This window comes from Mesorhizobium sp. M0771 (assembly GCF_040320155.1).
Lineage (GTDB): Bacteria > Pseudomonadota > Alphaproteobacteria > Rhizobiales > Rhizobiaceae > Mesorhizobium.
This window is the reverse complement of sequence record NZ_JAMYPC010000016.1, coordinates 1-22,862: the sequence shown is the minus strand read 5'-3', so window position 1 is coordinate 22,862 and position 22,862 is coordinate 1. Positions and strand designations below refer to the sequence as shown.

Below are 22,862 nucleotides of genomic sequence, written 5' to 3'. Positions count from 1 at the left end.
AGGCAGCTTGGTCTAGCTTAGATCCTTCGGCTTGATGCAATGCGTCAACCGGGCCGCGCCGAAGCCGAGATCCGCCCAGTCGCCGTCGATGACAAAGCGGGCAAGGCGCCGGTCGGGAATTTCTCTTCAAGTTTCCTGAGAGCAGCCACACCCGATCGCGGACCGGCGAGCCGGCGGGCAAAGTCCTCCAGGCCGGGATTATGGCCGAGCACCAGGAGACAGCTAGCCGATGCGACTGCCTGCTGCAGCTCGGCCAGAATGTCGCCAGCCGTGGCTTCGAAAAGCGCCTCGGCGAACTCCACCGTTACGCTCGCCGACAGTTCCGCCGAGACCAGCCGCCATGTCTCGCGCGTACGCAGCGCCGGCGACACCAGCGCCAGGTCAGGCAGCCAACTGCGCCGGGCCAGTTCGCGCCCCATCAGCGGCGCCGTCTTCAGCCCGCGCGGCCCGAGCGGCCGGTCGAAATCAGCAAGCGCCGGGTCGTCCCAGCTCGACTTGGCGTGGCGCAGCAGGAGCAATTGTCTCGGTGTCGCCATGTCGGCCTACGGCGTGATCCGCGCCAGATGTTCGAGATCGCGTTCTTCGCGCAGCGGGTCGGGCGCCATCACCACGGAAGTTCCGTTTTCGGCATCGTCGGCGAAATGCGCCAGCACGGTGCGGCCGCCTTCCATGTGCGCCTTGCCGTCGGCGACCAGCCCGAGTGCCAGCGCATAAAGCCGGTGCTCGGCCTTCAGCACTCTGGCGGCCAGCGTGTCTTCGTTGTCGCCGACCATCACCGGCACCGCTGCCTGCGCGATGATCGGGCCGTCATCCATCTCTGATGTGACGAAATGCACCGTGCAGCCATGAATGCGAATGCCGGCGCGCAGGGCGCGCGCATGCGTATCGAGCCCTTTGAAGGCCGGCAGCAGGGCAGGGTGGATGTTGAGCATGCGCCCTTGCCACTTCTCGACCAGGCCGCGGGAGAGAATGCGCAGATAGCCGGCCAGCGCCACGATCTCGGCATTGAACGCAATCAGCGCGGCGTCGATCGCCGCATCATGGGCTTCCTTGCTGGCATGGTCGGCGCGCACGATGACCTTGGTCGGGATACCGCGCGCGGCCGCGATGCCGAGGCCGGCGGCGTTGGCCCGGTCGGAAATGACGCCAACGATCTCGGCGGGATAGGCCGGGTCGCTCGCCGCCGCGATTAGCGCCGTCATGTTCGAGCCGCGTCCCGAGATCAAAACAACCGTGCGTTTCCTGCTCATAGGCCGATCGAGCCCCGATAGATAACGCCGGCGTCGCGGCGCGGCACGATGCGGCCGATCGGCGTCACCGTCTCGCCGGCCTCCTGCAGCACGGCTGCGACCTGTGCGGCCTGGCCGGAGGCGACGACGAGGATCATGCCGATACCGCAGTTGAAGGTGCGCATCATCTCCTCCGGCGCCACGCCGCCAGTCTTCGCCAGCCAGGAAAACACCTGCGGCACATCGATGGCATTGAGATCGAGCTCTGCGGAAAAGTCCTTTGGCAGGACGCGCGGGATGTTTTCGGGGAAACCGCCGCCGGTGATGTGGGCCAGCGCCTTGATGCCGTGCGTGCCACGGATCGCTTTGAGGACCGACTTCACATAGATGCGGGTCGGCTCGAGCAGCGCCTCTGCCAGCGTCGCCTCATCGTTGAACGGCGCCGGATCGCCCCAGGCAAGACCGCTGACGCCAACGATGCGGCGCACCAGCGAAAAGCCATTCGAATGCAGGCCCGAGGAAGCCAGGCCAAGCAGCACGTCGCCTTCGACGATATCGTCGGTCGGCAGCAACTGGCCGCGTTCGGCAGCACCGACGGCGAAACCGGCCAGGTCGTAATCCTTGTCGTGATACATGCCGGGCATTTCGGCCGTCTCGCCGCCGATCAGCGCGCAGCCGGCCTGTCGGCAGCCGATTGCTATGCCGCCGACGATTGCCGCCCCCTGGTCGGGGTCGAGCTTGCCGGTGGCGAAATAGTCGAGGAAGAACAGTGGCTCGGCGCCCTGCACGACGATGTCGTTGACGCACATGGCGACGAGGTCGATGCCGATCGTGTCGTGCTTGCCGGCATCGATGGCGATCTTCAGCTTGGTGCCGACGCCGTCATTGGCGGCAACCAGCACCGGATCCGTGAAACCCGCCGCCTTGAGGTCGAACAGGCCGCCAAAACCGCCGATCTCGCCATCGGCGCCCGGCCGGCGCGTCGCGCGCACCAGCGGCTTGATCTTCTCGACCATGAGGTTGCCGGCATCGATGTCGACGCCCGCCTCGGCATAGGTGAGCCCGTTCTTGCGCTTGGCCCGGTCGCCCTTGCTCATCGTCGGCGCATCCCTGTTTCCCTCGGCGGCTCTTCGCATGAATGGTTTCGGGGGGCAAGGATGACGACAGGATACCGGGCTTTTGCCCAAGATAAATACGTGGACAGTCGCCCCTTCACCGCTGGTCCTTGCAGCCACAATCCATCTCCACCATCGATCTGCAGAACAAGCATGGCGGGACATGCCTTTGACCATTCCCAACCTCATCACCATCCTGCGCTTCGTGCTGGTGCTGGCGATGCTGAACATGCGCTGGGACTGGGCCTTTGCCGGATTTCTCGTTGCCGGAATTTCCGATGGCGTCGACGGCTTCATCGCCCGCCGCTTCAACCAGCATTCGAACTCGGCGCCTATCTCGATCCGATGGCCGACAAGGTGCTTCTGGTCTCGGTGTTCGTGGTCATGGGCTTCATCGGGCAATTGCCGCTGTGGCTGGTGGTGACCATGGTGTCACGCGTGCGCTGATCATCTGCGCCGTGCTTTTGTCCACGGTCATGGCGCATCCGGTCGAGATGAAGCCGCTCTATGTGTCGAAGGCCAACACCGCCGCCCAGATCGTGCTGGCGCCGTGTGCTGGGCGAACTTGCCCTTGGCCTCCGCCTCGACCCGCTCAGGCCTGCGCTCATATTGCTGTCCGGGGTCTTGACCGTGGCTTCGGCCGCGGCCTATCTCGTGGCTTGGCTGAGGCATATGAGCGGCTATGGCGAAGGCTCCACCCCGGGTAGTTGACAAGAATGCCGCGACTGCCGCGTTAGCAGACGCGGCTGCGTCCCTGGCGTTTCGCCGCCAGATTTTCTTCTGGCTGGGCACGGCAATCTTCCTGGCGCTGTTCCTCTACATTTTTTCCAGCATCCTGTTGCCGTTCGTTGCCGGCATGGTGCTGGCCTATTTTCTCGACCCGGTCGCCGACCGGCTGCAACGCCTCGGCCTCTCCCGGCTGATGGCGACGGTGGTCATCCTGATTGCCTTCATCGTCCTTTTGGTGCTGGCCTTCGTCATCCTGGTTCCGGTACTGGCCACGCAGATGGCCGATTTCGCCAGCAAGCTGCCGGAATATCTGACCCGGCTGCAGTCGCTGATCACCAGCTTCGATCCGAAATGGCTGGAGCAGAAATTCGGCGTCAATGCCAATGGCCTGCGCGACGGGCTGAATTCGCTGCTCACTTCCGGTTTCGGCCTGCTGAGCACCGTCTTCACCTCGATCTGGAGTTCCGGCGTTGCTCTGGTGTCGGTGGTCAGCCTGTTCGTGGTCACTCCGGTTGTCGCTTTCTACATGCTGCTCGACTGGGATCGCATGGTGGCGGTCGTCGACAGCTGGGTGCCGCGTGATTATGTCGGGACGGTCAGGGCGATCTCCAGGGACATCAACACCGCGACCGCCGGCTTCGTGCGCGGCCAGGGCACGCTGTGCCTGGTGCTCGGCGGCATGTATGCCACCGGCCTGACGCTGACCGGGCTGAATTTCGCCATCCTCATCGGCCTCTTCGCCGGGCTGATCTCGTTTATCCCTTATGTCGGCTCGCTGACCGGACTGGTCCTGGCCGTCGGCGTCGCCTTCGTCCAGTTCTGGCCGGACTGGACCATGATCGTTGCTGTCGCCGTGGTGTTCTTCATCGGCCAGTTCATCGAAGGCAACATCCTGCAGCCCAGATTGGTCGGAAAAAGCGTCGGCCTGCACCCGGTCTGGCTGATGTTTGCGCTGTTCGCTTTCGGCGCCCTGTTCGGCTTCGTCGGCCTTTTGATCGCCGTTCCTGCTTCGGCGGCGGTTGCCGTGCTGGTGCGCTTTGCCATTGCCCGCTATCTCGAATCGCCGCTCTACAAGGGACACTCCACCGAGCCAGTCCCGCCGCTGCCTGCCGATCGCGGCGGCGGCCACCGCTCGCCGCGCGGCTGAACGTGGCGGATCAAAAGACCGAACCGCCGCGCCAGCTGCCGCTAGACCTTGGGCATGGCACCGGCTATTCGCGCGACGAGTTGGTGGTGTCGGCCACCAACCGCGAGGCGGCAGCCCTTGTCGACCGCTGGCCGGACTGGCCGTCGCCGGTGATCGTGCTCGCCGGCCCGGCCGGTTCCGGGAAGACACATCTGGGCTCGATCTGGCAGGCGCGGGCCAACGCTGTGGCGGTCGATGCCCAGCGCATCGGCAATGCCATCACCGGGCTTGGCGGCAGGCCCGCGCTGATCGACGATGTCGACAAGACAGCCATCGACGAGGCGGGCCTGTTCCATCTCATCAATGAAGTGCGCGGCGCCGGGGCCACCTTGCTGTTGACGGCGCGGCGCTTCCCCGCCGCCTGGAGGGTGACGTTGCCCGATCTTGCCTCGCGGCTGAAGGCGGCGGCAACCGTCGAGATCCATGAGCCGGACGATTTGCTTCTGGCCGGTGTCATCACCAAACTCTTCGCCGACCGCCAGGTCGAGGTCGAGCCGCATGTCGTGCAATATCTGGTGCGCCGCATCGAGCGCTCGCTGGCCACCGCCATGCGCGTGGTCGAGCGCCTCGACCGCACCGCGCTCGAGCGCAAGACGCCGATCACCAGGGCGCTCGCCGCCGAAACCGTCAGCGCAATGGACGAAGGGCAGGGCGAGTTCGAGGTTTAGATCCTGCTGCAATTCCCTGGACGGCGATTGTCGATCCCACCCGTGCGACGTTTTCAAAACATGCATGGTGACATCACCTGAAACAATATGATACTTTCAATCAATGACATCGGAGCGATATCAATGCCTGCAGTGACCGTCCGAAATCTTCCGGAAGCGACCCACCGAGCTCTGCGTGTACGGGCGGCCTTGCACGGTCGCAGCACCGAGGCCGAGATACGCGACATTCTGGAAAACGCGGTGCGGCCGGACGGCCGTGTGAAACTCGGCTCCGTTCTGGCAGACATTGCCCGACGCGCCGGGCTGACCAATGAAGACGTGGAGGTTCTGGAGCAGGCTCGCGACAAGGCGCCGGCCGAACCGCTGGGGTTCGAATGATCCTCCTCGATACCAATGTCGTTTCGGGGGCCATGAAGCCCGAACCGCATCAAGCTGTGTTGGCCTGGCTTGATAACCAGGCCGAGGAAACGCTTTACCTCTCCAGTGTGACGCTCGCCGAAGTGCTGTTCGGCATCGAGGCCATGCCGGCGGGTCGTCGCAAGGCTGCGCTCGCTGAAACCTTCGCCGGTGTGTGCGCCGTGTTTGAGCGGCGCATCCTGCCTTTCGATACCGAGGCGGCCCGGCACTATGCCCGACTTGCAGTGAAGGCGAGGGCAGCCGGCAAGGGGTTTCCTGTGCCCGACGGCTACATCGCGGCAATCGCCTCCGCAAACGGCTTTCATCTCGCCTCGCGTGACACGGCGCCATTCCATGCGGCCGGCGTGCCTGTCATCGATCCTTGGCAGCCGTAATCAGGTACGGCAGCCCGACCAGAGCGCGAGCTGCGAACATGCGTTTCCGCAGGATTTCCTCTACAGCGACGACAGCGTGTTCGAATGAATACACTCGATCTCTCCGTGCCCACCGCCGCATGAGGGCCGCTGTCCCATTTCGGGAAACATTATCTGGCATCCGTCTTGCACCTGGGAACTTGCCGGCTGACCCCGGTCCTGGTCGCGTTCCTGATCGGGTTGTAGGCTCGCCGGGAGTGATGATTGGGGTTCTCGCCCGGCGAGCTTACCTTCGTAGAGCAGTCACCGGAGTGTCCGGGAGGGTGCCCTATAGCCACAACGCCGCCAGATACCGGACCAGCAGATAGACCACCGTATGCGCTGCCACGTAGCACGCGACGACGACGACAAAGAACAGCACGCTGGCGGGCCACGACCGGGGACGGCCTTGCCTCTTGCTCGGCCGGTTGTTCCAGATCCACAGGGCTGCACAGATAATGGCCCAGACGACGACGAACGGAACCGTGATGCGGATGTAAGCGAAGTAGGCAGGGCCAATCAGCGAAAGCCATGCCTCGAGACCAAGCATCCAGAATCTCCCCTTGCCCGGAGTCTAATGCATGTCGCTCAAAAGTGGTCCCGGTTTTGAGAGAACGACATGCATCAAAACAAAAATCAAAGCGCGTCGCCTGGATACGTTTCAGCGCGACGCGCTTTTAGACCGGCGATAGAGGTGGAAGCGAGGGGATTATCCCTGCGTCGATTTTCAGCCAAACCCGCCGAAGGGATGCTGTTCGATGACACGGGCGCCTGATGCATGTCGCTCAAGTGGCCCCGGTTTTGAGAGAACCGCATGCATCAAACATGCATCAAACAAGACCTCAAGCGCGTCGCGTGAGTCCGTTCAAATGAGACGCGCTTTAGGTCAGATTGGTGCTCCGGTCGCCAAACTCGGCCGTAGCAGGTCTAAAGCGATCGGATCAGCCGCAGACCCTGACCTCTTCGACGACCCTGTGGTGATGGCGCCAGTGCCTGACCAGTTCGATATGGCAGCGGTGATGGCGATGGTGGCGCGCCGCCATTGGCCATCCTGGTTGTCGCTGTAGTCGTCGCCATAGTCGTCGCTATAGTCTTTGTGGCGCTGGTGATGGCGAAGAATCTGTATATCGCCATCGTCGGACGAATATTGATCGTCGTCATCGGACTGGATAGTCAGACTGGCGGCTTGCGCCGGTGCGATCAAAGCCGCCGTTCCGGCGAACGCGATCATCGAGGCGATGAGAAGGGTTTTCATTGTTTGCTCCTTGGGTTGAACATACACAACTCTCGGAGCGAACTGGTGTTCCAATGTAGGGTCCGATCGGCGAGCGGCTGCTGCTTGGGCAATGCGTGCCGCCATGCGCTACCGGCGAGGCAGCCATTGGCGACCTTGGGAGTGATACCTTGGGCAAGGACTGGCTTTGTGGGAAAAAATGGTCGGAGTGGAGAGATTCGAACTCCCGACCCTCTGGTCCCAAACCAGATGCGCTACCAGGCTGCGCTACACTCCGAGGCCCTGCGGCGTATACGGTTCCGGACCCTGTCGCGCAACCCCTAAAACATCAAACGGGGCTTGGCGGTATGCGCTCCCGCGCAATCCTGGCTGCGATCGCCTTGGCCTGGATGCGAGCATTGGCGAAGCAGCCACGGATGCTTGGCCGCATGCCGGTGAACCACAGGCCCGGCAGTTTCGGGTCGCTGTCGGCGCCGTTGAACAGCGGCACGCCCTTTTGGTCGAGCACGCCGAGCTTGCCCAGCATGGCCTCGAGCCCGGTGCGGTAGCCGGTCGCGGCGATGACGATATCGGGCTGGATCGTCGCGCCATCGTCGAAAACGACCGTGTCGCCGGTAAATTCCCGCACGGTTGGCAGCACGATGATCCTGCGGTCCTTGATGGCATCGACGGCGCCGTCATCGGTGGCGATGGCGGTATAATCCGACGCCAGCCGGCTTGCGCCGCCCGAAGGCGTCGGCGGCAGGCCGTAGGCCGTGAGGTCGCCGAAGGCCCATCGCTGCGTCGCCGCCATCACCGCATCGGCGAGCTTGAACGGCAGCCGCGCCAGGATCGGCGAAAATCGGTGGACGGCGATCTGGCCGAGGCGCTTGGGCAGCAGTGCCGGACCGTTGCGCGCCGACAGCCAGATCTGTCCCGCGTCGGCTGCCACCAGGTGATTGAGCACGTCGAAGCCGGAATTGCCGGCGCCGACGACCAGCACTTTCTTGCCCGCATAGGCCTTGGCGTTACCGAATGCGGCCGAATGGATGATGCGTCCGGCAAAGGCCTTCATGCCTTTCCAGGCCGGGATGAAGGGCTGCCGGTCGCGCCCGGTGGCGATGACGACATGGCGCGCCAGCCGCGGCCCGGCACTGGTCCGCACAAGCCAGTGGTCGCCCTCGAAGCCAATCTCCTCGACCGCGATGCCGAACTCGACCGGCAGCCGGTGCATGGCGTGGAATTCGTTCAAATGGCCGATGATGGTGTTTCGGTGCGGAAAGGCAGGGGTGCCGGCAGGAAAGGAAACGCCCGGCAGCGCCGAAAGGTCGCGATGCGTGTTGAGATGCAGTCGCTCGTGCCGCCCGTGCCATGGCTCGGCCAGCCGGGCTTCCTTTTCCAACACCATCACAGGCACGCCGGTCTTGAGCAGCGCATGGGCTGCGGTCAAGCCGGCTGCCCCGGCGCCGATCACGATCGCGCCGTCGAAAATCGCTTGGCTGTCGGCCTCGGCGTGCAAAATCCCTGCGTCCATGCCTCTTTGTGTCGCCATCATGACCATGACTTTTGATGCTACGCCAGTGTATCGGGCCGATGCCGCTGCCGAAGCGGCCTGGTTGCAGGCCGCTTCGGCCTTGCCGTCGGCAGTGTTGCACAGTATTGACTGAAATAAGGCGGCGCTACCGCCAACGCAGCTACGAGGTGCCCATGTCCGCGCGTATTTTCAGCCCAGCCAAAACCGCGATGCAGTCCGGCAAGGCCAAGACCGGCCATTGGGTGCTGGAATTCGATCCCGCCCAACGCAAGAAGATCGACCCGCTGATGGGCTACACCACATCGGGCGACATGCTGAGCCAGATCAGGCTGACCTTCGACACCAGGGAAGAAGCGGTGGCCTATGCCGAAAAGCAGGGGCTGGCCTTCCGTGTCGAGGAGCCGAAAGAGACCAAGCGCCGGCAGATTTCCTACGCGGAAAATTTCCGCTATGACCGCAGGATACCCTGGACGCATTGACCGGCGGTCAGCGCCTGGCACATAGACACCAGCCGGCCAAGATATCAAATGCCGGCCAGCGGTCCCGTAGCTCAGCTGGATAGAGCACCGGCCTTCTAAGCCGATGGTCACAGGTTCGAATCCTGTCGGGATCGCCAACAACTTCAAAGAGATAGTGTGGAGGCCTGAGTGGGAATTGAACCCACTACGTCGGTTTTGCAGACCGATGCGTCACCGTCCCGCCCTCAGACCATGGCTCCTTGTGCATTGACCGCGACAGCTAGTCAACTTGGCCGGCCTCTGCTCGTAGGTTCGGATCGCGATCCGTCTGCCACCAGTCGGGATCGGAACGCCGCCGGCGCTCAGGGGTTTATGTCTGATGGCACCGACAACCCCGACCATTGCGCGCATCTGGCGCGGCAGGACCTTGCCCGACAAGGCCGATGCCTATGAGCGCTACAATTACGAGGCCGGCATCAAGCCGCTGATCGAGAAAGCGCTTGGCGTGCAGACTTTTCGCGAGGACACGCCGACACATTCGGAATTCATCACCATCTCCTATTGGGAGAGCGTCGAAGCAATGGCCGCCTTTACCGGCGGCGATCCGCAAAGCATCCACCATCTCGACCGCGACAAGGAGTTCCTGATCGAATTGCCGAAGGGTGTCCAGGTGTTGCGCATCCTTTCCAGCCACGGAATGGTTGGCGGCAGCTGATGTTTGCGGGCTTTGACGCCAGGACCGTTCAAATGGAGGAGACATCGATCTTCGTCAGGGCCGGTGGCTCAGGGCCGCCGCTGCTGCTCCTGCATGGCTTTCCCGAAACGCATGTGATGTGGCGGGACATCGCCGTGGCCCTGGCGCCGCATTTCAGCGTGGTCGCCGCCGATCTGAGAGGCTACGGACAAAGCGGCTGTCCGGCTTCCGGAGCCAATCATGCCGCCTATTCCAAACGAGCGATGGCGCGCGACATGGTGCAGGTTATGGACGTTCTCCGTTTCGACCGTTTCATGGTTACCGGCCACGACCGTGGCGGTCGCGTCGCCTACCGGCTGGCGCTCGACCATCCCGAAACCGTGTCGAAAGTCGCCGTTCTCGACATCGTCCCCACGGCCTCCGCCTGGGATCGGGCCGATGCCAGGTTGGCGCTGGCCTTCTGGCCGTGGAGCCTGCTCGCCCAGCCCGAACCGCTGCCGGAGCGCCTGTTGTCCGTAGCACCCGACGCAGTTGTCGACAATGCGATCGCCGGCTGGGGCTCGGCTCCAGATGCTTTTCCCGCTGAGGTCAGGGCCGCCTATATCGAGGCGCTGCGTGATCCCGCCCATGCCCACGCCATCTGCGAGGAATATCGCGCCGCCGCCGGCATCGACCGCGAGCACGACGCGCAGGACCAGGCTGATGGCTGTCGCATCAGATGCCCGCTGCTTGCGCTCTGGAGCGGCGAGGGCGGGTTGGAGAACTGGTATGCGGAGGAGGGCGGCCCGTTGGCGATCTGGCGGCAATGGGCTGATAACGTCGGAGGCGGCTCGGTCAAGGGTGGGCATTTCTTCCCGGAAGAGCACCCCGAAGACACGGCTGCAAGGCTGTCGAGATTCTTCGCAAGCTGACTGCGGGCCGATTGCTAAAATCCGGGCCTGTGTGTTCCTGTGTCGACTATCTCAGATGGCCGAGGGATTGCAGGATCAAAGTGCTCGAAAGACCAAGCAGGGCGATACCGTAAAACCGGTCGATCCACACGGCGTTTGGCCCAGCCAGAAGCCTTGCAGCCCGCGCGCCAAGGGCTGCGTAAAACGTCAGCACAAACACATCGGCAAGCGCGGCGATAATGGCCAGGATGCCATACTGGATCGCGATCGGCTCATCCACGCGGACAAAATGCGGCAGGATCGCGGGGAAAAGCAGCCAGGCCGCCGGATTTGTGACCGCCACCAGGAAGCAGCGCCCAATGAGTGCCTTGGCTGAATGGCGTGTTTCGGGAAGGTTAGGGTTGAACGAAGGTCGGGATGCGGTGCGCAGGGTACCGATGGCGACGAAAAGCAGATAGCCCGCGCCGAACATCCTGAGAGCCGAGAGATAGAATTCCGAAGCCAGCAGAAGAGCGCCGAAGCCCAGCGCGACGATGCTGATAAGAACGAAATCAGACAGTACGACGCCGGCCATGCCGAGAAACGCGCGTCGAAAACCGTAGCGGGAGCCGTTGGTGATGGCGAGCACGACGTCCGGTCCCGGAACCGCCATTCCGAGCACCGACACAAAGGCAAATGTCACCAGCGGCAGGTTTCCCATGACGCCGCGTAATGTACCCGGCGCTCACCGTCCGTAACGCCCTTCACACAGCGGCTTGGCTATCGCCGATTGTTGTTGGCCACCTTGGCTCAGTGCCCGCCGCGCATCTTCACCACCACAGTCCTCACCGCCAGCACCAGCACGGTGATGATGATCAGGATCACCGAGAGCGCGGCGATCGCCGGGTCGATGTTGTCGCGCAGGCCCATCCACATCAGCCGCGGCAGCGTGATGGCGTTGACCGAGGTGATGAACAGGGTGACGCCGATCTCTTCCCAGGACAGCACGAAGGACAGCAGCGCGGCGGTGACGATGCCGAAGTTGATGTTGGGCATGATGATGCGCGTGGCGCGTTCCCACACGCCGGCGCCAAGGCCGCGCGCGGCAAGGTCGATGCGGCGGTCGAGCTGGCTGAGCGAGACCAGGATCAGCACCGTGGCGAAAGGCACCGTCATCACCGAATGCGCCATGGCGACGCCGAGCCAGGTGTCGTAGCCGAAGAACGAACTCATGCCCGAGATCGACGTCAGCAGGAAGTAGAGCGTGATCGCCGAGACCACCGGCGGCACCACCATCGGCAACAGCACGAAGCCGACAAGGGCGGCGGTAAATCGCGGCTGGAACATCCAGGCGCCAAGGCTGAAGCACAGCGCCAGCACGGTGGAGATGACGCTGCTGACGATGCCGATGCGGATCGACAGCAGGATGGCGTCGAGCCAGCGCGGATCCTCGATCAGCGCGCGGTAGTGGCGCAGCGACAGTTCGCCCGTCGGCATAGCCAGCATGCGGCTTGGCGTCAGCGACACCGGGATGACCGCCAACAGCGGCAGCAGCAGGAACAGCGCCACTAGCACGGCGAGGATCAGGGAGACGGGACCGGGGCGATAGGTCGGCATCAGATCAGTTGCTTCGGTCTGACATAGCGGAACAGCAGCGCCATGAGCGCGCCGACGAACAGCACCAGCACGACGCTGATCGCCGCACCCAGTCCCCAGTCGGGACTCTGGAAGATGCGGAGATAGATCAGCTCGGCGATCATCACGCTGCGGCCGCCGCCGAGGATCGCCGGCGTGACGAAGAAGCCGAGCGAGAAGACGAACACGATCATCGCCGAACCGATGATGCCGGAGCGCGTCATCGGCACGAACACGGTCCAGAAGGTGCGCATACGGCTGGAGCCGAGCCCGCGAGCCGCGAGCAGCACGCGCTCGTCGAGGCTGCGCATGGCGGAGGCCAGCGGGAACACCGCGAAGGGAATGAGGAAATGCGTCATGCCGACAATGACGCCGAACTCGTTGCGCACCAGCGCCAGCGGCTCGGAGATGAAGCCGATCGATTGCAGCCAGGTGTTGATCAGGCCGCGGTTGGACAAAAGCGCCACCCAGCCGAAGGCGCGGGTAAGCACCGAGATCCAGAAGGGGACGAGAATGCAGAATTCAGCGATTATGCGCTGTGCCGGGCTGCCGCGCACCCACACCATGGTGATGGCGTATGCCGCCGCCACGGAAACCACGGTGACGATCAGCGCGATGCGCAGCGTGCGGATGAACACAGACTGCACCAGGGCATCGGTGGCGAGCGCGCCATACTGGCCGAGCCCCGGTGTCGGCAAGGTGACGCTCCACTTGACGACGCCGAGGAACGGCCAGGCGTAGGCCAGCACAAGGAACAGGAGCAGCGGCGCCATCAGCACCGCCGCGCCCATCCTGTCGGAGAGGGTGCCTCTCATCGAAGCTCGTGCCCGGCCTGGTCAGGCCGAGATGATCTTGGTGTATTCGTCGAGTGCTGCCCCGTAATTCTTGGCGTACCAGTCCATGTCGAGCGCGATCTGCTTCTTCATGTTTTCGGGATCGACCGGGTTGATGCGCTTCTTGTCGGCGGGGATCAGCGCATCGGCGGCCGGATTGGCCGGACCCTGTCCGAGCTTGTCGAACATCACCAGTTGCTTTTGCGGATCCTGAGCGCTGGCGATGAACTTCATCGCTGCGTCCTTGCCGCCGGGGTTGCCCTTGAGCACGGCCAGCGCGCCGGGCGAAATCAGGCCCTGATCCCAGATGAACTTGATCTTGCCGCCCGAGTCCTGCTCGATCAGCGAGGCGCGGGTCGACCACACGATCGCCATCGAGGCTTCGCCGTTGAGCAGCACGCTCTGGCTCTCGGCGCCGCCGCCCCAGTAAGCCACGACGTTTTCCTTGAAGGCGGCGATCTTGTCATGCGCGCGCTTCAGGTCGAGCGGGTAGAGCGAGGCCGGCGCGATGCCGTCTGCGAGAAGTGCGGCTTCCCAACTCGACACGCCCCATTTGTAGAGCGAGCGCTTGCCCGGAAACTTCTTCACGTCGAAGAAGTCGGCCATGCCGGTCGGCGCGTCCTTGCCGTATTTCTCGGAATCATAGGCGATGACATAGGAGAAGAAATAGGTCGACGCCGCGTATTCCCAGCCGAACCCCTCGCGCATCTTCTTCTTGTCGACGATGGCGTAGTCGATCGGCTCGAGCGCACCCTGCGCGCCGAGCGTGATGGCCGAGAACGGGTCGACGTCGACAAGGTCCCAGGTCGGCGCGCCGCTCTTGAACTGTGCGGCAATCGCGCCTTCGGTCGGGCCCGAGCCGTCCATCTTGACGGTGATGCCGGTTTCCTTGGTGAAGGCCTGGCCGTAGGCGGCGTCATAAGCGGTAAGGGCATCGCCACCCCAGTTGACCAGCACCAGCTCCTTGGCCTGCGCAAAGGCACCGGTCGAGCGCAGCAGCATCGGTGTGCCGGCCAGCACGAGGGCTGCAAGCTGGGTGAATTGCCGGCGCGAAATCTCGCCGCGCACAGCCCGGGCGGATAGCGCGTCCATGGCTTGTTTTTTGCTTTGGTCTGTCATTTTAGTTCCCCTTTTTCGTTGTTGGTTCCGGTGGTTATGGCGCGCTCCAGATTCTTTGCTGGAAGACTTCGCCGTTCTCGTCGTCATCCTCCGTCCGGAAGGAGGAAACCCTTTTCCGCCGGCCAGGTCAGCCAGACGGAATTGCCTTTGCTCAGCGCCGCCGCCGCGACCTCGTTCGGCACCGAGACGGTCACCTTGGCGCCCTGGCGCGTCGTCAGATCGAGTTTGGTCGCCGCACCCAGATAGGTCGAGCCGATGGCGGTGGCGGCGATGCCATTCTCGCCGGCGGCGGCTTCGCGCGCGATCGACATATGCTCGGGCCGGATCGCCAATATGGCGTTGCCGTTCACCGCCTCGGCATTGCCGCGCAGCGTGATCGCGCGGTCTTCGCAGAGCGCGGTCGCGCCATTGTCGGCGCGCTTCACGCCCTTGAGCGGCAGCATGTTGATCTCGCCCAGGAACTCAGCGACGAAACGATTGGCCGGCCGGTCATACACCTCGTCCGGTGCACCGACCTGCAGCAATTTGCCATGGTTGAAGATGGCGACGCGCGACGACAGCGCCAGCGCCTCGCTCTGGTCGTGGGTAACGAAGACGAAGGTGGTGCCGGTCTCCTGATGCAGCCGCTTCATCTCGGCCTGCATCTGGCCGCGCAGGCTCTTGTCGAGCGCTGAGAACGGCTCGTCGAGGAGCAGCACGCCGGGTTCGAACACCAAAGCGCGGGCCAACGCCACGCGCTGCTGCTGGCCGCCGGAAAGCTGCGCCGGCAGTTTCGTCTCATGGCCCTTGAGGCCGACGCGCTCGATCATCTCGGCAACGCGGCGCTTGATCTCGGCAGCCGATTTCTTGCGTACCTTGAGCGGGAAAGCGATGTTGGCTTCGACCGACATATGCGGAAACAGCGCATAACCCTGGAACACCATGCCGGCGGCACGCTGCTCGGCCGGCCGTTCGGTGATATCGACGCCGTCGCTGAAAAGCCTGCCGACGGTGGGCTGCACGAAGCCGGCCAGAATCATCAGGAAGGTGGTCTTGCCGGAACCCGAGGGGCCGAGCAGCGTCAAAAACTCGCCGCGGCCGATATTGAGCGTCAGATCGTCCAGCGCCTGGAACGAGCCGAAGCTCTTGCCGATCCCGATTGCCTTGATCTCTGCGGCCCGGCCGGGTTGCTGCATCCTGCCTCTTCCTTGATCGTGGCTTGAGCGTAGGGCAGTGCGCCGGCTCACCGCAACCGAATAGTTTTCGCCTGATCGGCAAATTTGATTCACGGATGGGAGGCTAGTACGGGCTGATCCGGTTCTCCGACAGCTTCGACCTCAACCACCCATTGAATGCTTCCAGCACCGGGTGGCTGGCCTTGGCATGTTCCGACACCAGGAAATACGAGCGCGGCGAGGGGATCGCGATGTCGAAGGGGCGCACCAGACGGCCTTCGCTCAGCGCCCGGCGGCTGGTCAGCTCGTCGCCCATGGCGATGCCCTGGCCGGCGATCGCCGCGGAAAAAACGAGGTTCATGTCCGAGAAGAAGATGCCGCCTTCGGTGTCGGGGTTTTCCACCTTGGACAGCGCCAGCCAGCGCGCCCAGTCCTCGGTGTCGCCGAGATGCAGGAGATTGGCGCGCAGCACGTCGGCCGGTTTTGAAAAGCCGCCGACCTTGTTGAGCAGTGTCGGGCTGCAAAGTGGCGTGAACGAGATTTCGCACAGCAACTCCACCGAGCGGTTCGACCAGTTGCCGACGCCAAAGGCAATGAAGGCATCGGCGTCCGGATTGCTGACATCGTCCAGCCGCCGCGGCGTCAGGATCGACAGCGCCACGTCCGGATACATCTGCCGGAACTCGCCGATGTGCGTGCACAGGAACAGAGAGGCGAAGCCCGGCGTGCAGGAAACGGCGAACGAACCGCCGACGCCCGTGCCGGCCTGGCGCGTCACCGCATCGCCGAGCACCGTCAGCGCCTTTCTCACATCGGCGGCATAGCGCTGGCCGCGCGGTGTCAGCGCCACGCCCTTGCCGATGCGCTCCAGCAGGTCGAAGCCGAGGTCGCGTTCGAGCAGCCGCAACTGATGGCTGACGGCGCTGCGGGTCAAGTGCAGTTCATCGGCTGCGCGCCAGACACTGCCGTGACGGGCAAAACTGTCGAGGGCGCGCAGCGCCTGTGTGGAAGGTATTCGCAAGAGGCCTCAGGTGAACCGAATTTGCATGAACCGGAAAAACATATCACTTTTTGCAATGCCGCTTCACTGCTTTCTTGGGCCGCATGGAGAAACCGGTGACGACCTCGGCGCAAGCCACCGCGCTTGCCTGTCTCGATAGCATCCAGCCGTCGCTGTCGGCGTGGACGCGCACCATTTTCGATTTCGGCGAAACAGCCTGGCGCGAATACCAGTCGGCGGCCTGGTATGTCGCGCGGCTGAAGCATGAGGGCTTTTCGGTCGAGGAAGGGTCGGCCGGCATGCCGACCGCCTTTTGCGCCCACTGGACGAATGGCCCGGGGCCGACCATCGGCATGTACGGCGAATACGACGCCGTGCCTGGCAACTGCCAGGACGCGGCAACGGTGAAGCGATCGCGGCCGGGCCTCGGCAGCGAGGCCGGCGGCCACACCGATCCGCATTCCGGGCTTGGCATTGCTGGCCTCGGCGGACTTCTCGCCACCAAGGCGGCAATGCAACGCCACGGCATCGAGGGGACGTTGCGCTTCACCGGCGAGCCGGCCGAGAAGGTCAGGGGCTCGAAGCCGATCCATGCGGCCAAGGGCTACTATGACGGCCTTGCCGGCATGATCTCCTTCCACCCCTTCTATATGCTGCCGCTCTGCAACACGGCGCGCTGGGACACGCATTGCGGCGCCGCCTATGCGATGATCTACCGTTTTGTCTGCGACGAACCCGAAAACTGGGTTCGCGCAAGCGATGGCGCGCCGATCCCGCAGGCGCATTCGGCGGTGCGGGCGCCCGGCGCCAACGACGCGCTGATGACGATGTACATGGCCTCCAAGGCGCTGCGCGATTCCATGCTACCCCACCAGGGCGGCTGGTCGATCAGCGAGGCGATCCTCACCGCCGGGCAGGCGACCGCCGACAATCTGCCGGCGGGGCTGGCCGAGATCCAGTACATGATCCGCGTGCCGACCATTGCCATGGCAGAGCAGGTCACCGCGGTGCTCGACCGTAATGCGGCCGCGGCCGCGGCGATCAGCGGTTGTCGCTATGAGCGCTATTGGGTGTCGAAGTCGCGGCCGGGCCTCGCCAATCACGCCATGGCAAGGATTGCCTATGAGGCGCTGTCCACCGTCGGCGCTCCGAACTGGGACGAGGCGGCGAAAGCGATCGGTCGCGAGGTCCAGGTCAATGCCGGCGGCACCGCAACCGACAACCCTTTCATCGACGAGATGGAGCGGCTGGTTGCGCCGCGAGAGGCCGAGGCAATCCTGCGCCGCGATTTGCCTCCGTCGCAGATCAACTCGACCTCCGACGACTACACCGACATGTCGTGGCACACGCCGACCGCACGCTTCTATGTCGCTCGCCCGGCGCTGCGCTCGGCGAATGGCCATGCCTATCCATCCTGGGCGATGAACGCGCTGGGCGGTATCTCGGCCACCATCGACCCGATGGTCATTTGCGCCGCCAAGACGGTTGCGCTTGCAGCCCTCCGCCTGCTCGAGGACAAGGCCGCGCGCGATGCGGCCATGGACGAATTCGTCACCCGCAGCGGCGGCGGCATTGGTGGCTCCAACTGGATCGCGCCGCTTTGCGACTATGACCCGCCGATCAATTTCCGCTGGCCGGAATATGTCACCACCGCGCGGGGGCGCGATTGGTGGATTCCGAGCAGCCAATCCAATCAAGCTGCATAGTCAAATCGAGGAGAACCTTATGACCGTCCATGATCGCATCATCGCCGAACCGTTCTCGCTGCAGCGCCGCAATCCCGCCGGCGGCACCAAGCCGCTGACGTCATGGGGCTTTGCCAACGAGACCGACGTGCTGACAGACGTGTTGCTCGGCTCGCCAAACTTCCTGCGCCACCTCTCGACCAGCTCGCTGTCGCGCAAGCATTTGCGCGAAGCGCCCTGCAACGTCCAGATCGCGCAGGCGCAGCACAAGGACCTCGTCGCCGCCTACGAGCATTTCGGCGTCAACATCCACTGGCACGAGCCGACGCCGGAACTGCCGATGCAGGTCTATTCCAGAGACTCCAGCGTCATGACGCCCTACGGCGCCTTCATCACCGCCATGGCCAATTGGTGGCGGCGCGGCGAGAACTATGCCGCCATCCGCACCTATGAAAAGCTCGGCATCCCCATCTACGACATGGTCACGGCTGGCACCTTCGAAGGCGGCGACTTCAACGTCATCGAGGAGGGCGTGGTGCTGATCGGCTGCGGCGGCGCCCGCACGCAGGAAGAGGGCGCCCGCCAGGTGCAGGACTGGTTCGAAAAGGAAGGCTGGGAAACGCGCCTCGCCTTCATCGACGAATATTACGTCCATATCGACCTGATGGTGGTGCCGATCGCCGAGAAGCTCACCGCGGTGTGCCTCGCCTGCACCGAGCCCGGCATCGTCGACTGGCTGAAGGGCAAGGGCCACGAGATCATCGACGTGCCCTTCCAGGACACGATGGCGCTCGGCTGCAACTTCATGTCGCTCGGCAAGGACAGGGTGATCGCGCCGACGTCGAGCCAGTCGCTGATCGGCCAACTCAAAGCGCGCGGCTTCGAGGTTGCTGCCGTCGACATGAGCGAGATTTCCAAGACCGGCGGCGGCATTCACTGCATGGCGCAGGCGCTGAAGCGCGAGCCGGCGTAACGGCACGAATTGCCGCCGGGACCTGTGACGGACTGCTGCCAGATTTGACAAAACGGGCCCGGCAGACGAAATTGATGCTATTAAGGAGGGATTCTGTGAAAAAAACCTACGAAAGGCCGAGTCTGGCCAAAGCCGGCAAACTGGGATCGCTGGTCGCTTCGAACCCGTCGAAGCCCGCCCCCTGAGCGCAACCAGCCGCTGAAGGCCGAAATTCGGTCGTCCTGGTTATCGGCGACCGGATCGCGCTGTATGATTGAAGGGAGCCCGCCGGCTTTGAACGGCGGGCTTTTTGCTTTGCGCCAGAGCGCTGCCGCGTCTGCCGGTCCAATCTGCCCGAACCTGAATTGAACTTGCGCCGGGCGTTTTCCAGATGCGCCCGCATCGCTTGGCCGGCCGCTTCCGGGTCGCGGCGCTCGATCGCCTCGAACACCGCCTGGTGGCCGGCAAAACTCGTGCGGTTTTCGATCTCCGTATTGGCTACGTGGATGCGCTGATTGATCAGCCATTCGACCTAGCCGTTGATTTTGAAACCAAGCCAGCTTCCCCAAAAGATCATGCCCAAACAAAGCCATAGCGCGAAGACCACATGCGCGCCGTTCCCGCCCGCCCGGCGATCAGGGAGTGGCTGGCGTGAGATGGCCGCGCTGACGACGGAACGAGATCGCCTCGTCTGGCCGGCCGGACTCGCGACGGCGTGGTCCGGCCGGAATTCCATCTGCTATGCGGGTATCAATACGGCGATGCGATGCACGCCGACCTCCTTGCTTGTATTCGTCGCTTCATCGGTCTTGCCCTTGGAGCAGGTGTACATATCACCCGTCTTGAGCTTGAATTCCTTGTCCGCTTTCTTGATCGTGAATGCACCTGAGGTAATGGTGCACACCATGTCGTTGTCCATCACGGTTTGAGGAGCATGTGCTCCGGGCTGAAACACAACGTCGATAATTGCGATGCTCTTGTAGGCGGGAATGTCTGCATTGCCGGTGCCGACCTCCACCACCCTGACACCGGGCGCAATCTCCTTGCCCTCTTTCGGGCCGTATTTCTTGATTTTTGCCGATGCCGCCAAGGTGAACAAAGGCGCTACCGCGGCGGTCGTCAGACCGAGGGCAATTGCAGACCTGCGATTCATGGTTTTCATTGCATCCTCCCGATGCTCGTCATGCATGGATATGCACGACCGGCGATATATTAGCACAAACGAATTTACTTGTATGCAAAGTGACTGTGGCGCAGGCCAGCAAGAAAATGCTCCGCCGGATAATGTCGCTTCACTGTACCTTTTGCCGGAATTTCGAATGACAGGTCGAGCAATCCTGCAGGATGAGATGCAGGATATGCTCCGCCGGCAGTTTGGTCGGATCGGCTTCCTCTGGAATCGAGCGCTTGCCGAGCAGGCTGCCGCCGCCCATCGCCAGGCCGGTGCCCATGCGCATGTCATCGGTGATGACGGCCGGCGCGCTTTCGGCCTTGGCGGCCAGAGCGTCGGCCAGCGTTCCGATCTGATTTGCCAGGGCCTCGAATTCCGCCCGTGACTGATCGATCTCCAGCCTGGCCTGCGAAGGCGGTCCAAGCGAGCCGCTCGGAAATTCGGCAATCAGGGCAGGGCCGGTGCGCGCGCAGCGTGTCCGCTGCCGCCTTGAAGGCTGCCGCGTCATAGGCTTGCCTGCGGTCGAACATGCCGGCAATGGTTTTCGCAGCCGCCGCCATCTCCTTCATCGACGCCTGGCGGGCCGCGACGATCGGTCCGCTGCCGACGGAGGCGCCCATCGTAAGGGCACAGACCAGCCACAGCAGCGCCGCTTTCACAGTCCATCTCACGGCGCCATGTCCTTGCCCCATCCATCCGTGCTCAGCCAGCCGCAGCAGGGGTTCGACCTGCAGTCGGATTCTTCGGTCGTGATGCCGGTTCTCATCGGTAAATTTCCGTCGCCGGAGGTCTCCGTCTCTGAGCAGATAGACCTTCCAGCCACCGGAAGGTCAACTGATTGAGGAGGCCGATCAGCGGGCAATCAGCACAGGCTTGCAGCAAGCTGACGCAGCGTTTCCTTGACTTGGATCGCAAAAACGGGCAGCAAGGCGGGGGTGAGGGAGAGCATTCTACCGTGGCGCAGACCATGGAGTGCTCTTTTTTCGTATCAGGCGCCGCATAATCGGTGGCTGATGGAGGGATTGGTTAACCAACTTTGTCCATCTTTTGATTCAATCGGCAACAGACGCGAAAGGTGCAGGGGGCACCAGCGAACTGTGGATGTCACGGATGCGAGGGTCGCAAGCCTGCATGCCGATTGAGAGTGGTTGTATGGCGTTTTTGCGTTTGAAAGACCGGGGCGACACTCCTGAACGGGGTTTGACTTCGAAGAGATCCGGCCAGCGCTGGGTGGTGGTGCCGGTTGTCGGCGCGGCCTTGGCGCTGTGGTCGGTGGCAACCATGGCCGGCCTCTATTCGCTCGGTACCTCGCTCACCGCAGCCTCCAACAGCCTTCCGCACAGTCTGCTTCTGCCGAACGCAGCACTTGCCGATTCGCGCCGCAGCCTCGCCAATTCGTGGGCGCCGCGGCTTTCGGCGCAAAAATCACAGGCCTCGCTGCTCAGCCAATGCGACGCCGGCTGCGCGCATGCCGCCGCGAACTTCGCGCATGACGGCAAGATGGCGCGGCTGAAGCCGGCCACGCACGCTGTGGCCCCGAGCAGTGTCGCCTCAAACATTGCGCCAAACACCAGCGTCGCTCTCGCCACTTCGCGCGGCATGCGCTTCGACGGCGTGGTGGCCAAGGCAGAGCTGTCGCCGCAAAAGCTGGCTGCCGCCTTCGCCAAGGCCTCGAATGCGCCCTTCATGCTTGCCAGCCTTCCGGTCGCTGCCCGTTTCGCCGAAGTCCGGCTGCCCGATCAGCATGGCCCGGCCTCGGAACGCTTTGGGCCGGAAGTGGCTGAGATCGAACGCTCGTCGCGCCTGGCGCTGGCGCTGGCCAACAGCTTGCCGGAAGACGCTGACATGCTGGCCCCGCCGGCGGCCGTTGCAGCAATCGCCGGTGCGCAGGATCCTGGGCAGGCCGAGGTTCAGGTCGCTTCGCTGCCGCCGCAGGACGATCTGCCCGACAACATTGCGTTGCCGGGTTGGCGTCCACGCGCCGAAACCGCTCAGCCTGCCGAGGCTCGGCAAGCCAGCAAACCCAGGGCAGCCAAGCCACAGACCGACAGGACGGCCGAGAGCCCCGCACCCCAGTCGCCGGGCAATTCGTCGCCGCGCTCGCCACGCAGTACTTCGGAGGTTGCCGCACTGCCTGGCGTGCCAGAAAGCCAGAGCATCCAATCAAGCCGGATCAAGCCTGGCAAACGGTCGAAGACAGAGGCCGGCGAGATGCTGGCCTATGCCAAGCCGGACGTCCCGGCGGGCGGTGTCGGTCGCGCCTTCAAGGATCTGTTCGCCACGCCCGGAATGGGCGGCGGCGTCGCCGTGTACGATATCTCGGCCAAGACCGTCTATATGCCGGACGGCTCGCGGCTGGAGGCCCATTCGGGGCTGGGTTCGATGGTCGACCAGCCGCGCTTCGTGCACAAGAAGAATGTCGGCCCGACGCCGCCCAACACCTATGATCTGCGTCTTCGAGAATCCCGCTTCCATGGCGTCGAGGCGCTCCGTCTCACTCCCGTCAGCGGCGGCAACAAGTACGGTCGCGACGGCCTGCTCGCCCACACCTACATGCTGCGCGGCGGCCGTGCGGAGTCCAATGGCTGCGTCGTCTTCAAGGACTACGCCCGCTTCCTTGCCGCCTACAAGAAAGGCAAGATCAAGCGCCTCGTCGTCGTGCCGCGCCTGACCAAGCCGCTGACGCGGGTCGCTCAGGAAGGCCGGGGAGCGTAAGGCAGTAGGCAGTAGGCAGTAGGCAGTAGGCAGTAGGCAGTAGGCAGTAGGCAGTAGGCAGTAGGCAGTAGGCAGTAGGCAGTAGGCAGTAGGC

25 protein-coding genes, 3 tRNA genes and 2 pseudogenes are annotated in these 22,862 nt (G+C 63.6%); 13 read left to right on the top strand and 17 right to left on the bottom strand.

Annotated features, from left to right (window positions below; translation table 11 throughout):
- Positions 1-12: 12 nt before the first annotated feature.
- The 3 genes and pseudogenes from NKI05_RS22350 to purM form a co-directional block, all read right to left on the bottom strand.
- A pseudogene (locus tag NKI05_RS22350) lies at positions 13-536 on the bottom strand (SixA phosphatase family protein).
- A gap of 6 nt (positions 537-542) precedes the next feature.
- Positions 543-1,250 (bottom strand): phosphoribosylglycinamide formyltransferase, encoded by a 708-nt coding sequence (gene purN / locus NKI05_RS22345; protein WP_023689060.1) that lies wholly within the window; start codon positions 1,248-1,250, stop codon positions 543-545.
- Positions 1,247-2,326 (bottom strand): phosphoribosylformylglycinamidine cyclo-ligase, encoded by a 1,080-nt coding sequence (gene purM / locus NKI05_RS22340; RefSeq protein WP_023689059.1) that lies wholly within the window; start codon positions 2,324-2,326, stop codon positions 1,247-1,249. The genes purN and purM overlap by 4 nt, the downstream gene beginning before the upstream one ends.
- A 187-nt stretch (positions 2,327-2,513) precedes the next feature.
- Here purM and NKI05_RS22335 point away from each other — a divergent pair.
- From NKI05_RS22335 to NKI05_RS22315, 5 genes and pseudogenes are all read left to right on the top strand, one after another.
- A pseudogene (locus tag NKI05_RS22335) lies at positions 2,514-3,055 on the top strand (CDP-alcohol phosphatidyltransferase family protein).
- Positions 3,027-4,220, top strand: coding sequence for an AI-2E family transporter (locus NKI05_RS22330; RefSeq protein ID WP_023695549.1), 1,194 nt, complete (start codon positions 3,027-3,029; stop codon positions 4,218-4,220). The pseudogene NKI05_RS22335 and the gene NKI05_RS22330 overlap by 29 nt, the downstream one beginning before the upstream one ends.
- A 2-nt stretch (positions 4,221-4,222) precedes the next feature.
- A complete protein-coding gene (gene hdaA, locus NKI05_RS22325) occupies positions 4,223-4,927 on the top strand; it encodes a DnaA regulatory inactivator HdaA (RefSeq protein WP_023689058.1) in 705 nt (234 codons plus the stop codon).
- Between the two features lie 123 nt (positions 4,928-5,050).
- Positions 5,051-5,305, top strand: a complete 255-nt coding sequence (locus NKI05_RS22320) for a FitA-like ribbon-helix-helix domain-containing protein (RefSeq protein ID WP_023670289.1) — start codon at positions 5,051-5,053, stop codon at positions 5,303-5,305.
- The gene (locus tag NKI05_RS22315; RefSeq protein ID WP_023814903.1) at positions 5,302-5,718 is read left to right on the top strand and encodes a type II toxin-antitoxin system VapC family toxin; all 417 of its coding nucleotides are present in this window, start codon (positions 5,302-5,304) and stop codon (positions 5,716-5,718) included. Before NKI05_RS22320 ends, NKI05_RS22315 begins: the two co-directional genes overlap by 4 nt.
- A 307-nt stretch (positions 5,719-6,025) precedes the next feature.
- Here the strand turns inward: NKI05_RS22315 and NKI05_RS22310 are convergent, their stop codons facing one another.
- From NKI05_RS22310 to NKI05_RS22295, 4 genes are all read right to left on the bottom strand, one after another.
- Positions 6,026-6,286 carry a hypothetical protein gene (locus NKI05_RS22310; protein ID WP_023689056.1) on the bottom strand — a complete coding sequence of 87 codons (261 nt, stop codon included), beginning with the start codon at positions 6,284-6,286 and terminating at the stop codon, positions 6,026-6,028.
- 336 nt (positions 6,287-6,622) lie between these two features.
- Entirely contained in the window at positions 6,623-6,991 is a 369-nt protein-coding gene (locus NKI05_RS22305) for a hypothetical protein (protein WP_352793168.1), read from the bottom strand.
- Positions 6,992-7,170: 179 nt separating this feature from the next.
- A tRNA-Pro gene (locus tag NKI05_RS22300) sits at positions 7,171-7,247 on the bottom strand.
- A 51-nt stretch (positions 7,248-7,298) separates the two neighbouring features.
- Positions 7,299-8,483 (bottom strand): flavin-containing monooxygenase, encoded by a 1,185-nt coding sequence (locus NKI05_RS22295; protein ID WP_023695547.1) that lies wholly within the window; start codon positions 8,481-8,483, stop codon positions 7,299-7,301.
- Positions 8,484-8,656: 173 nt separating this feature from the next.
- On the opposite strand from NKI05_RS22295, the gene NKI05_RS22290 reads away from it, so the two are divergent.
- Together NKI05_RS22290 and NKI05_RS22285 are read left to right on the top strand one after the other, a co-directional pair.
- Positions 8,657-8,962, top strand: coding sequence for an ETC complex I subunit (locus NKI05_RS22290; RefSeq protein WP_023670294.1), 306 nt, complete (start codon positions 8,657-8,659; stop codon positions 8,960-8,962).
- 60 nt (positions 8,963-9,022) lie between these two features.
- Positions 9,023-9,099, top strand: a tRNA-Arg gene (locus NKI05_RS22285).
- A 20-nt stretch (positions 9,100-9,119) separates the two neighbouring features.
- On the opposite strand, the gene NKI05_RS22280 is transcribed toward NKI05_RS22285, so the two are convergent.
- Positions 9,120-9,193, bottom strand: a tRNA-Cys gene (locus NKI05_RS22280).
- A gap of 127 nt (positions 9,194-9,320) precedes the next feature.
- On the opposite strand from NKI05_RS22280, the gene NKI05_RS22275 reads away from it, so the two are divergent.
- Together NKI05_RS22275 and NKI05_RS22270 are read left to right on the top strand one after the other, a co-directional pair.
- A complete protein-coding gene (locus tag NKI05_RS22275; protein WP_023814902.1) occupies positions 9,321-9,656 on the top strand; it encodes an antibiotic biosynthesis monooxygenase family protein in 336 nt (111 codons plus the stop codon).
- A complete protein-coding gene (locus NKI05_RS22270) occupies positions 9,656-10,546 on the top strand; it encodes an alpha/beta fold hydrolase (protein ID WP_023814901.1) in 891 nt (296 codons plus the stop codon). Before NKI05_RS22275 ends, NKI05_RS22270 begins: the two co-directional genes overlap by 1 nt.
- 46 nt (positions 10,547-10,592) lie before the next feature.
- Here NKI05_RS22270 and NKI05_RS22265 read toward each other — a convergent pair whose 3' ends face one another.
- The 6 genes from NKI05_RS22265 to NKI05_RS22240 all read right to left on the bottom strand — a co-directional run bounded on the left by NKI05_RS22265 (position 10,593) and on the right by NKI05_RS22240 (position 16,266).
- On the bottom strand, positions 10,593-11,177 hold the full coding sequence (locus tag NKI05_RS22265) for a LysE family translocator (protein ID WP_352793236.1): 585 nt from the start codon (positions 11,175-11,177) through the stop codon (positions 10,593-10,595).
- Positions 11,178-11,314: 137 nt separating this feature from the next.
- Positions 11,315-12,121, bottom strand: coding sequence for an ABC transporter permease (locus NKI05_RS22260; protein WP_023814900.1), 807 nt, complete (start codon positions 12,119-12,121; stop codon positions 11,315-11,317).
- On the bottom strand, positions 12,121-12,954 hold the full coding sequence (locus NKI05_RS22255; RefSeq protein ID WP_023670301.1) for an ABC transporter permease: 834 nt from the start codon (positions 12,952-12,954) through the stop codon (positions 12,121-12,123). Before NKI05_RS22255 ends, NKI05_RS22260 begins: the two co-directional genes overlap by 1 nt.
- Positions 12,955-12,975: 21 nt before the next feature.
- Entirely contained in the window at positions 12,976-14,091 is a 1,116-nt protein-coding gene (locus NKI05_RS22250; protein ID WP_023814899.1) for an ABC transporter substrate-binding protein, read from the bottom strand.
- Between the two features lie 83 nt (positions 14,092-14,174).
- Positions 14,175-15,266 (bottom strand): ABC transporter ATP-binding protein, encoded by a 1,092-nt coding sequence (locus tag NKI05_RS22245; RefSeq protein WP_023814898.1) that lies wholly within the window; start codon positions 15,264-15,266, stop codon positions 14,175-14,177.
- A 103-nt stretch (positions 15,267-15,369) separates the two neighbouring features.
- A complete protein-coding gene (locus tag NKI05_RS22240) occupies positions 15,370-16,266 on the bottom strand; it encodes a LysR substrate-binding domain-containing protein (protein ID WP_352793164.1) in 897 nt (298 codons plus the stop codon).
- Positions 16,267-16,349: 83 nt separating this feature from the next.
- Here NKI05_RS22240 and NKI05_RS22235 point away from each other — a divergent pair, with 83 nt between their 5' ends.
- Both NKI05_RS22235 and NKI05_RS22230 read left to right on the top strand, forming a co-directional pair.
- The gene (locus NKI05_RS22235; RefSeq protein ID WP_031205206.1) at positions 16,350-17,951 is read left to right on the top strand and encodes a zinc-binding metallopeptidase family protein; all 1,602 of its coding nucleotides are present in this window, start codon (positions 16,350-16,352) and stop codon (positions 17,949-17,951) included.
- A gap of 19 nt (positions 17,952-17,970) precedes the next feature.
- Positions 17,971-18,903 carry a dimethylarginine dimethylaminohydrolase family protein gene (locus NKI05_RS22230; protein ID WP_023711883.1) on the top strand — a complete coding sequence of 311 codons (933 nt, stop codon included), beginning with the start codon at positions 17,971-17,973 and terminating at the stop codon, positions 18,901-18,903.
- Between the two features lie 106 nt (positions 18,904-19,009).
- Here the strand turns inward: NKI05_RS22230 and NKI05_RS22225 are convergent, their stop codons facing one another.
- Positions 19,010-19,333: a hypothetical protein gene (locus NKI05_RS22225; RefSeq protein WP_245261756.1), complete on the bottom strand. Its 324-nt coding sequence runs from the start codon at positions 19,331-19,333 to the stop codon at positions 19,010-19,012.
- Here NKI05_RS22225 and NKI05_RS22220 point away from each other — a divergent pair.
- Positions 19,274-19,477 (top strand): hypothetical protein, encoded by a 204-nt coding sequence (locus tag NKI05_RS22220; protein ID WP_023713401.1) that lies wholly within the window; start codon positions 19,274-19,276, stop codon positions 19,475-19,477. The genes NKI05_RS22225 and NKI05_RS22220 overlap by 60 nt on opposite strands.
- A gap of 144 nt (positions 19,478-19,621) precedes the next feature.
- On the opposite strand, the gene NKI05_RS22215 is transcribed toward NKI05_RS22220, so the two are convergent.
- Positions 19,622-20,044 (bottom strand): hypothetical protein, encoded by a 423-nt coding sequence (locus tag NKI05_RS22215; protein ID WP_023684778.1) that lies wholly within the window; start codon positions 20,042-20,044, stop codon positions 19,622-19,624.
- Positions 20,045-20,174: 130 nt separating this feature from the next.
- The gene (locus NKI05_RS22210; protein WP_352793239.1) at positions 20,175-20,561 is read right to left on the bottom strand and encodes a cytochrome c; all 387 of its coding nucleotides are present in this window, start codon (positions 20,559-20,561) and stop codon (positions 20,175-20,177) included.
- A 644-nt stretch (positions 20,562-21,205) separates the two neighbouring features.
- On the opposite strand from NKI05_RS22210, the gene NKI05_RS22205 reads away from it, so the two are divergent.
- Positions 21,206-22,768 carry a DUF2778 domain-containing protein gene (locus NKI05_RS22205; RefSeq protein ID WP_081725507.1) on the top strand — a complete coding sequence of 521 codons (1,563 nt, stop codon included), beginning with the start codon at positions 21,206-21,208 and terminating at the stop codon, positions 22,766-22,768.
- Positions 22,769-22,862: the final 94 nt, after the last annotated feature.

Excerpts from the sequence above, each read along its gene's own strand:
- NKI05_RS22330 (WP_023695549.1), top strand. The coding sequence starts at position 3,027 with ATGGCGAAGGCTCCACCCCGGGTAGTTGACAAGAATGCCGCGACTGCC.
- NKI05_RS22275 (WP_023814902.1), top strand. The coding sequence starts at position 9,321 with ATGGCACCGACAACCCCGACCATTGCGCGCATCTGGCGCGGCAGGACC.
- NKI05_RS22210 (WP_352793239.1), bottom strand. The coding sequence starts at position 20,561 with ATGACGCGGCAGCCTTCAAGGCGGCAGCGGACACGCTGCGCGCGCACC.
- NKI05_RS22320 (WP_023670289.1), top strand. The coding sequence starts at position 5,051 with ATGCCTGCAGTGACCGTCCGAAATCTTCCGGAAGCGACCCACCGAGCT.
- NKI05_RS22205 (WP_081725507.1), top strand. The coding sequence starts at position 21,206 with ATGGCGTTTTTGCGTTTGAAAGACCGGGGCGACACTCCTGAACGGGGT.
- NKI05_RS22310 (WP_023689056.1), bottom strand. The coding sequence starts at position 6,286 with ATGCTTGGTCTCGAGGCATGGCTTTCGCTGATTGGCCCTGCCTACTTC.
- NKI05_RS22255 (WP_023670301.1), bottom strand. The coding sequence starts at position 12,954 with ATGAGAGGCACCCTCTCCGACAGGATGGGCGCGGCGGTGCTGATGGCG.
- NKI05_RS22245 (WP_023814898.1), bottom strand. The coding sequence starts at position 15,266 with ATGCAGCAACCCGGCCGGGCCGCAGAGATCAAGGCAATCGGGATCGGC.
- NKI05_RS22220 (WP_023713401.1), top strand. The coding sequence starts at position 19,274 with ATGCGCCCGCATCGCTTGGCCGGCCGCTTCCGGGTCGCGGCGCTCGAT.
- NKI05_RS22295 (WP_023695547.1), bottom strand. The coding sequence starts at position 8,483 with ATGGACGCAGGGATTTTGCACGCCGAGGCCGACAGCCAAGCGATTTTC.
- NKI05_RS22230 (WP_023711883.1), top strand. The coding sequence starts at position 17,971 with ATGACCGTCCATGATCGCATCATCGCCGAACCGTTCTCGCTGCAGCGC.
- NKI05_RS22305 (WP_352793168.1), bottom strand. The coding sequence starts at position 6,991 with ATGAAAACCCTTCTCATCGCCTCGATGATCGCGTTCGCCGGAACGGCG.
- NKI05_RS22260 (WP_023814900.1), bottom strand. The coding sequence starts at position 12,121 with ATGCCGACCTATCGCCCCGGTCCCGTCTCCCTGATCCTCGCCGTGCTA.
- purM (WP_023689059.1), bottom strand. The coding sequence starts at position 2,326 with ATGAGCAAGGGCGACCGGGCCAAGCGCAAGAACGGGCTCACCTATGCC.
- NKI05_RS22315 (WP_023814903.1), top strand. The coding sequence starts at position 5,302 with ATGATCCTCCTCGATACCAATGTCGTTTCGGGGGCCATGAAGCCCGAA.
- NKI05_RS22290 (WP_023670294.1), top strand. The coding sequence starts at position 8,657 with ATGTCCGCGCGTATTTTCAGCCCAGCCAAAACCGCGATGCAGTCCGGC.
- NKI05_RS22235 (WP_031205206.1), top strand. The coding sequence starts at position 16,350 with ATGGAGAAACCGGTGACGACCTCGGCGCAAGCCACCGCGCTTGCCTGT.
- NKI05_RS22250 (WP_023814899.1), bottom strand. The coding sequence starts at position 14,091 with ATGACAGACCAAAGCAAAAAACAAGCCATGGACGCGCTATCCGCCCGG.
- NKI05_RS22265 (WP_352793236.1), bottom strand. The coding sequence starts at position 11,177 with ATGGCGGTTCCGGGACCGGACGTCGTGCTCGCCATCACCAACGGCTCC.
- purN (WP_023689060.1), bottom strand. The coding sequence starts at position 1,250 with ATGAGCAGGAAACGCACGGTTGTTTTGATCTCGGGACGCGGCTCGAAC.
- NKI05_RS22215 (WP_023684778.1), bottom strand. The coding sequence starts at position 20,044 with ATGAAAACCATGAATCGCAGGTCTGCAATTGCCCTCGGTCTGACGACC.
- NKI05_RS22270 (WP_023814901.1), top strand. The coding sequence starts at position 9,656 with ATGTTTGCGGGCTTTGACGCCAGGACCGTTCAAATGGAGGAGACATCG.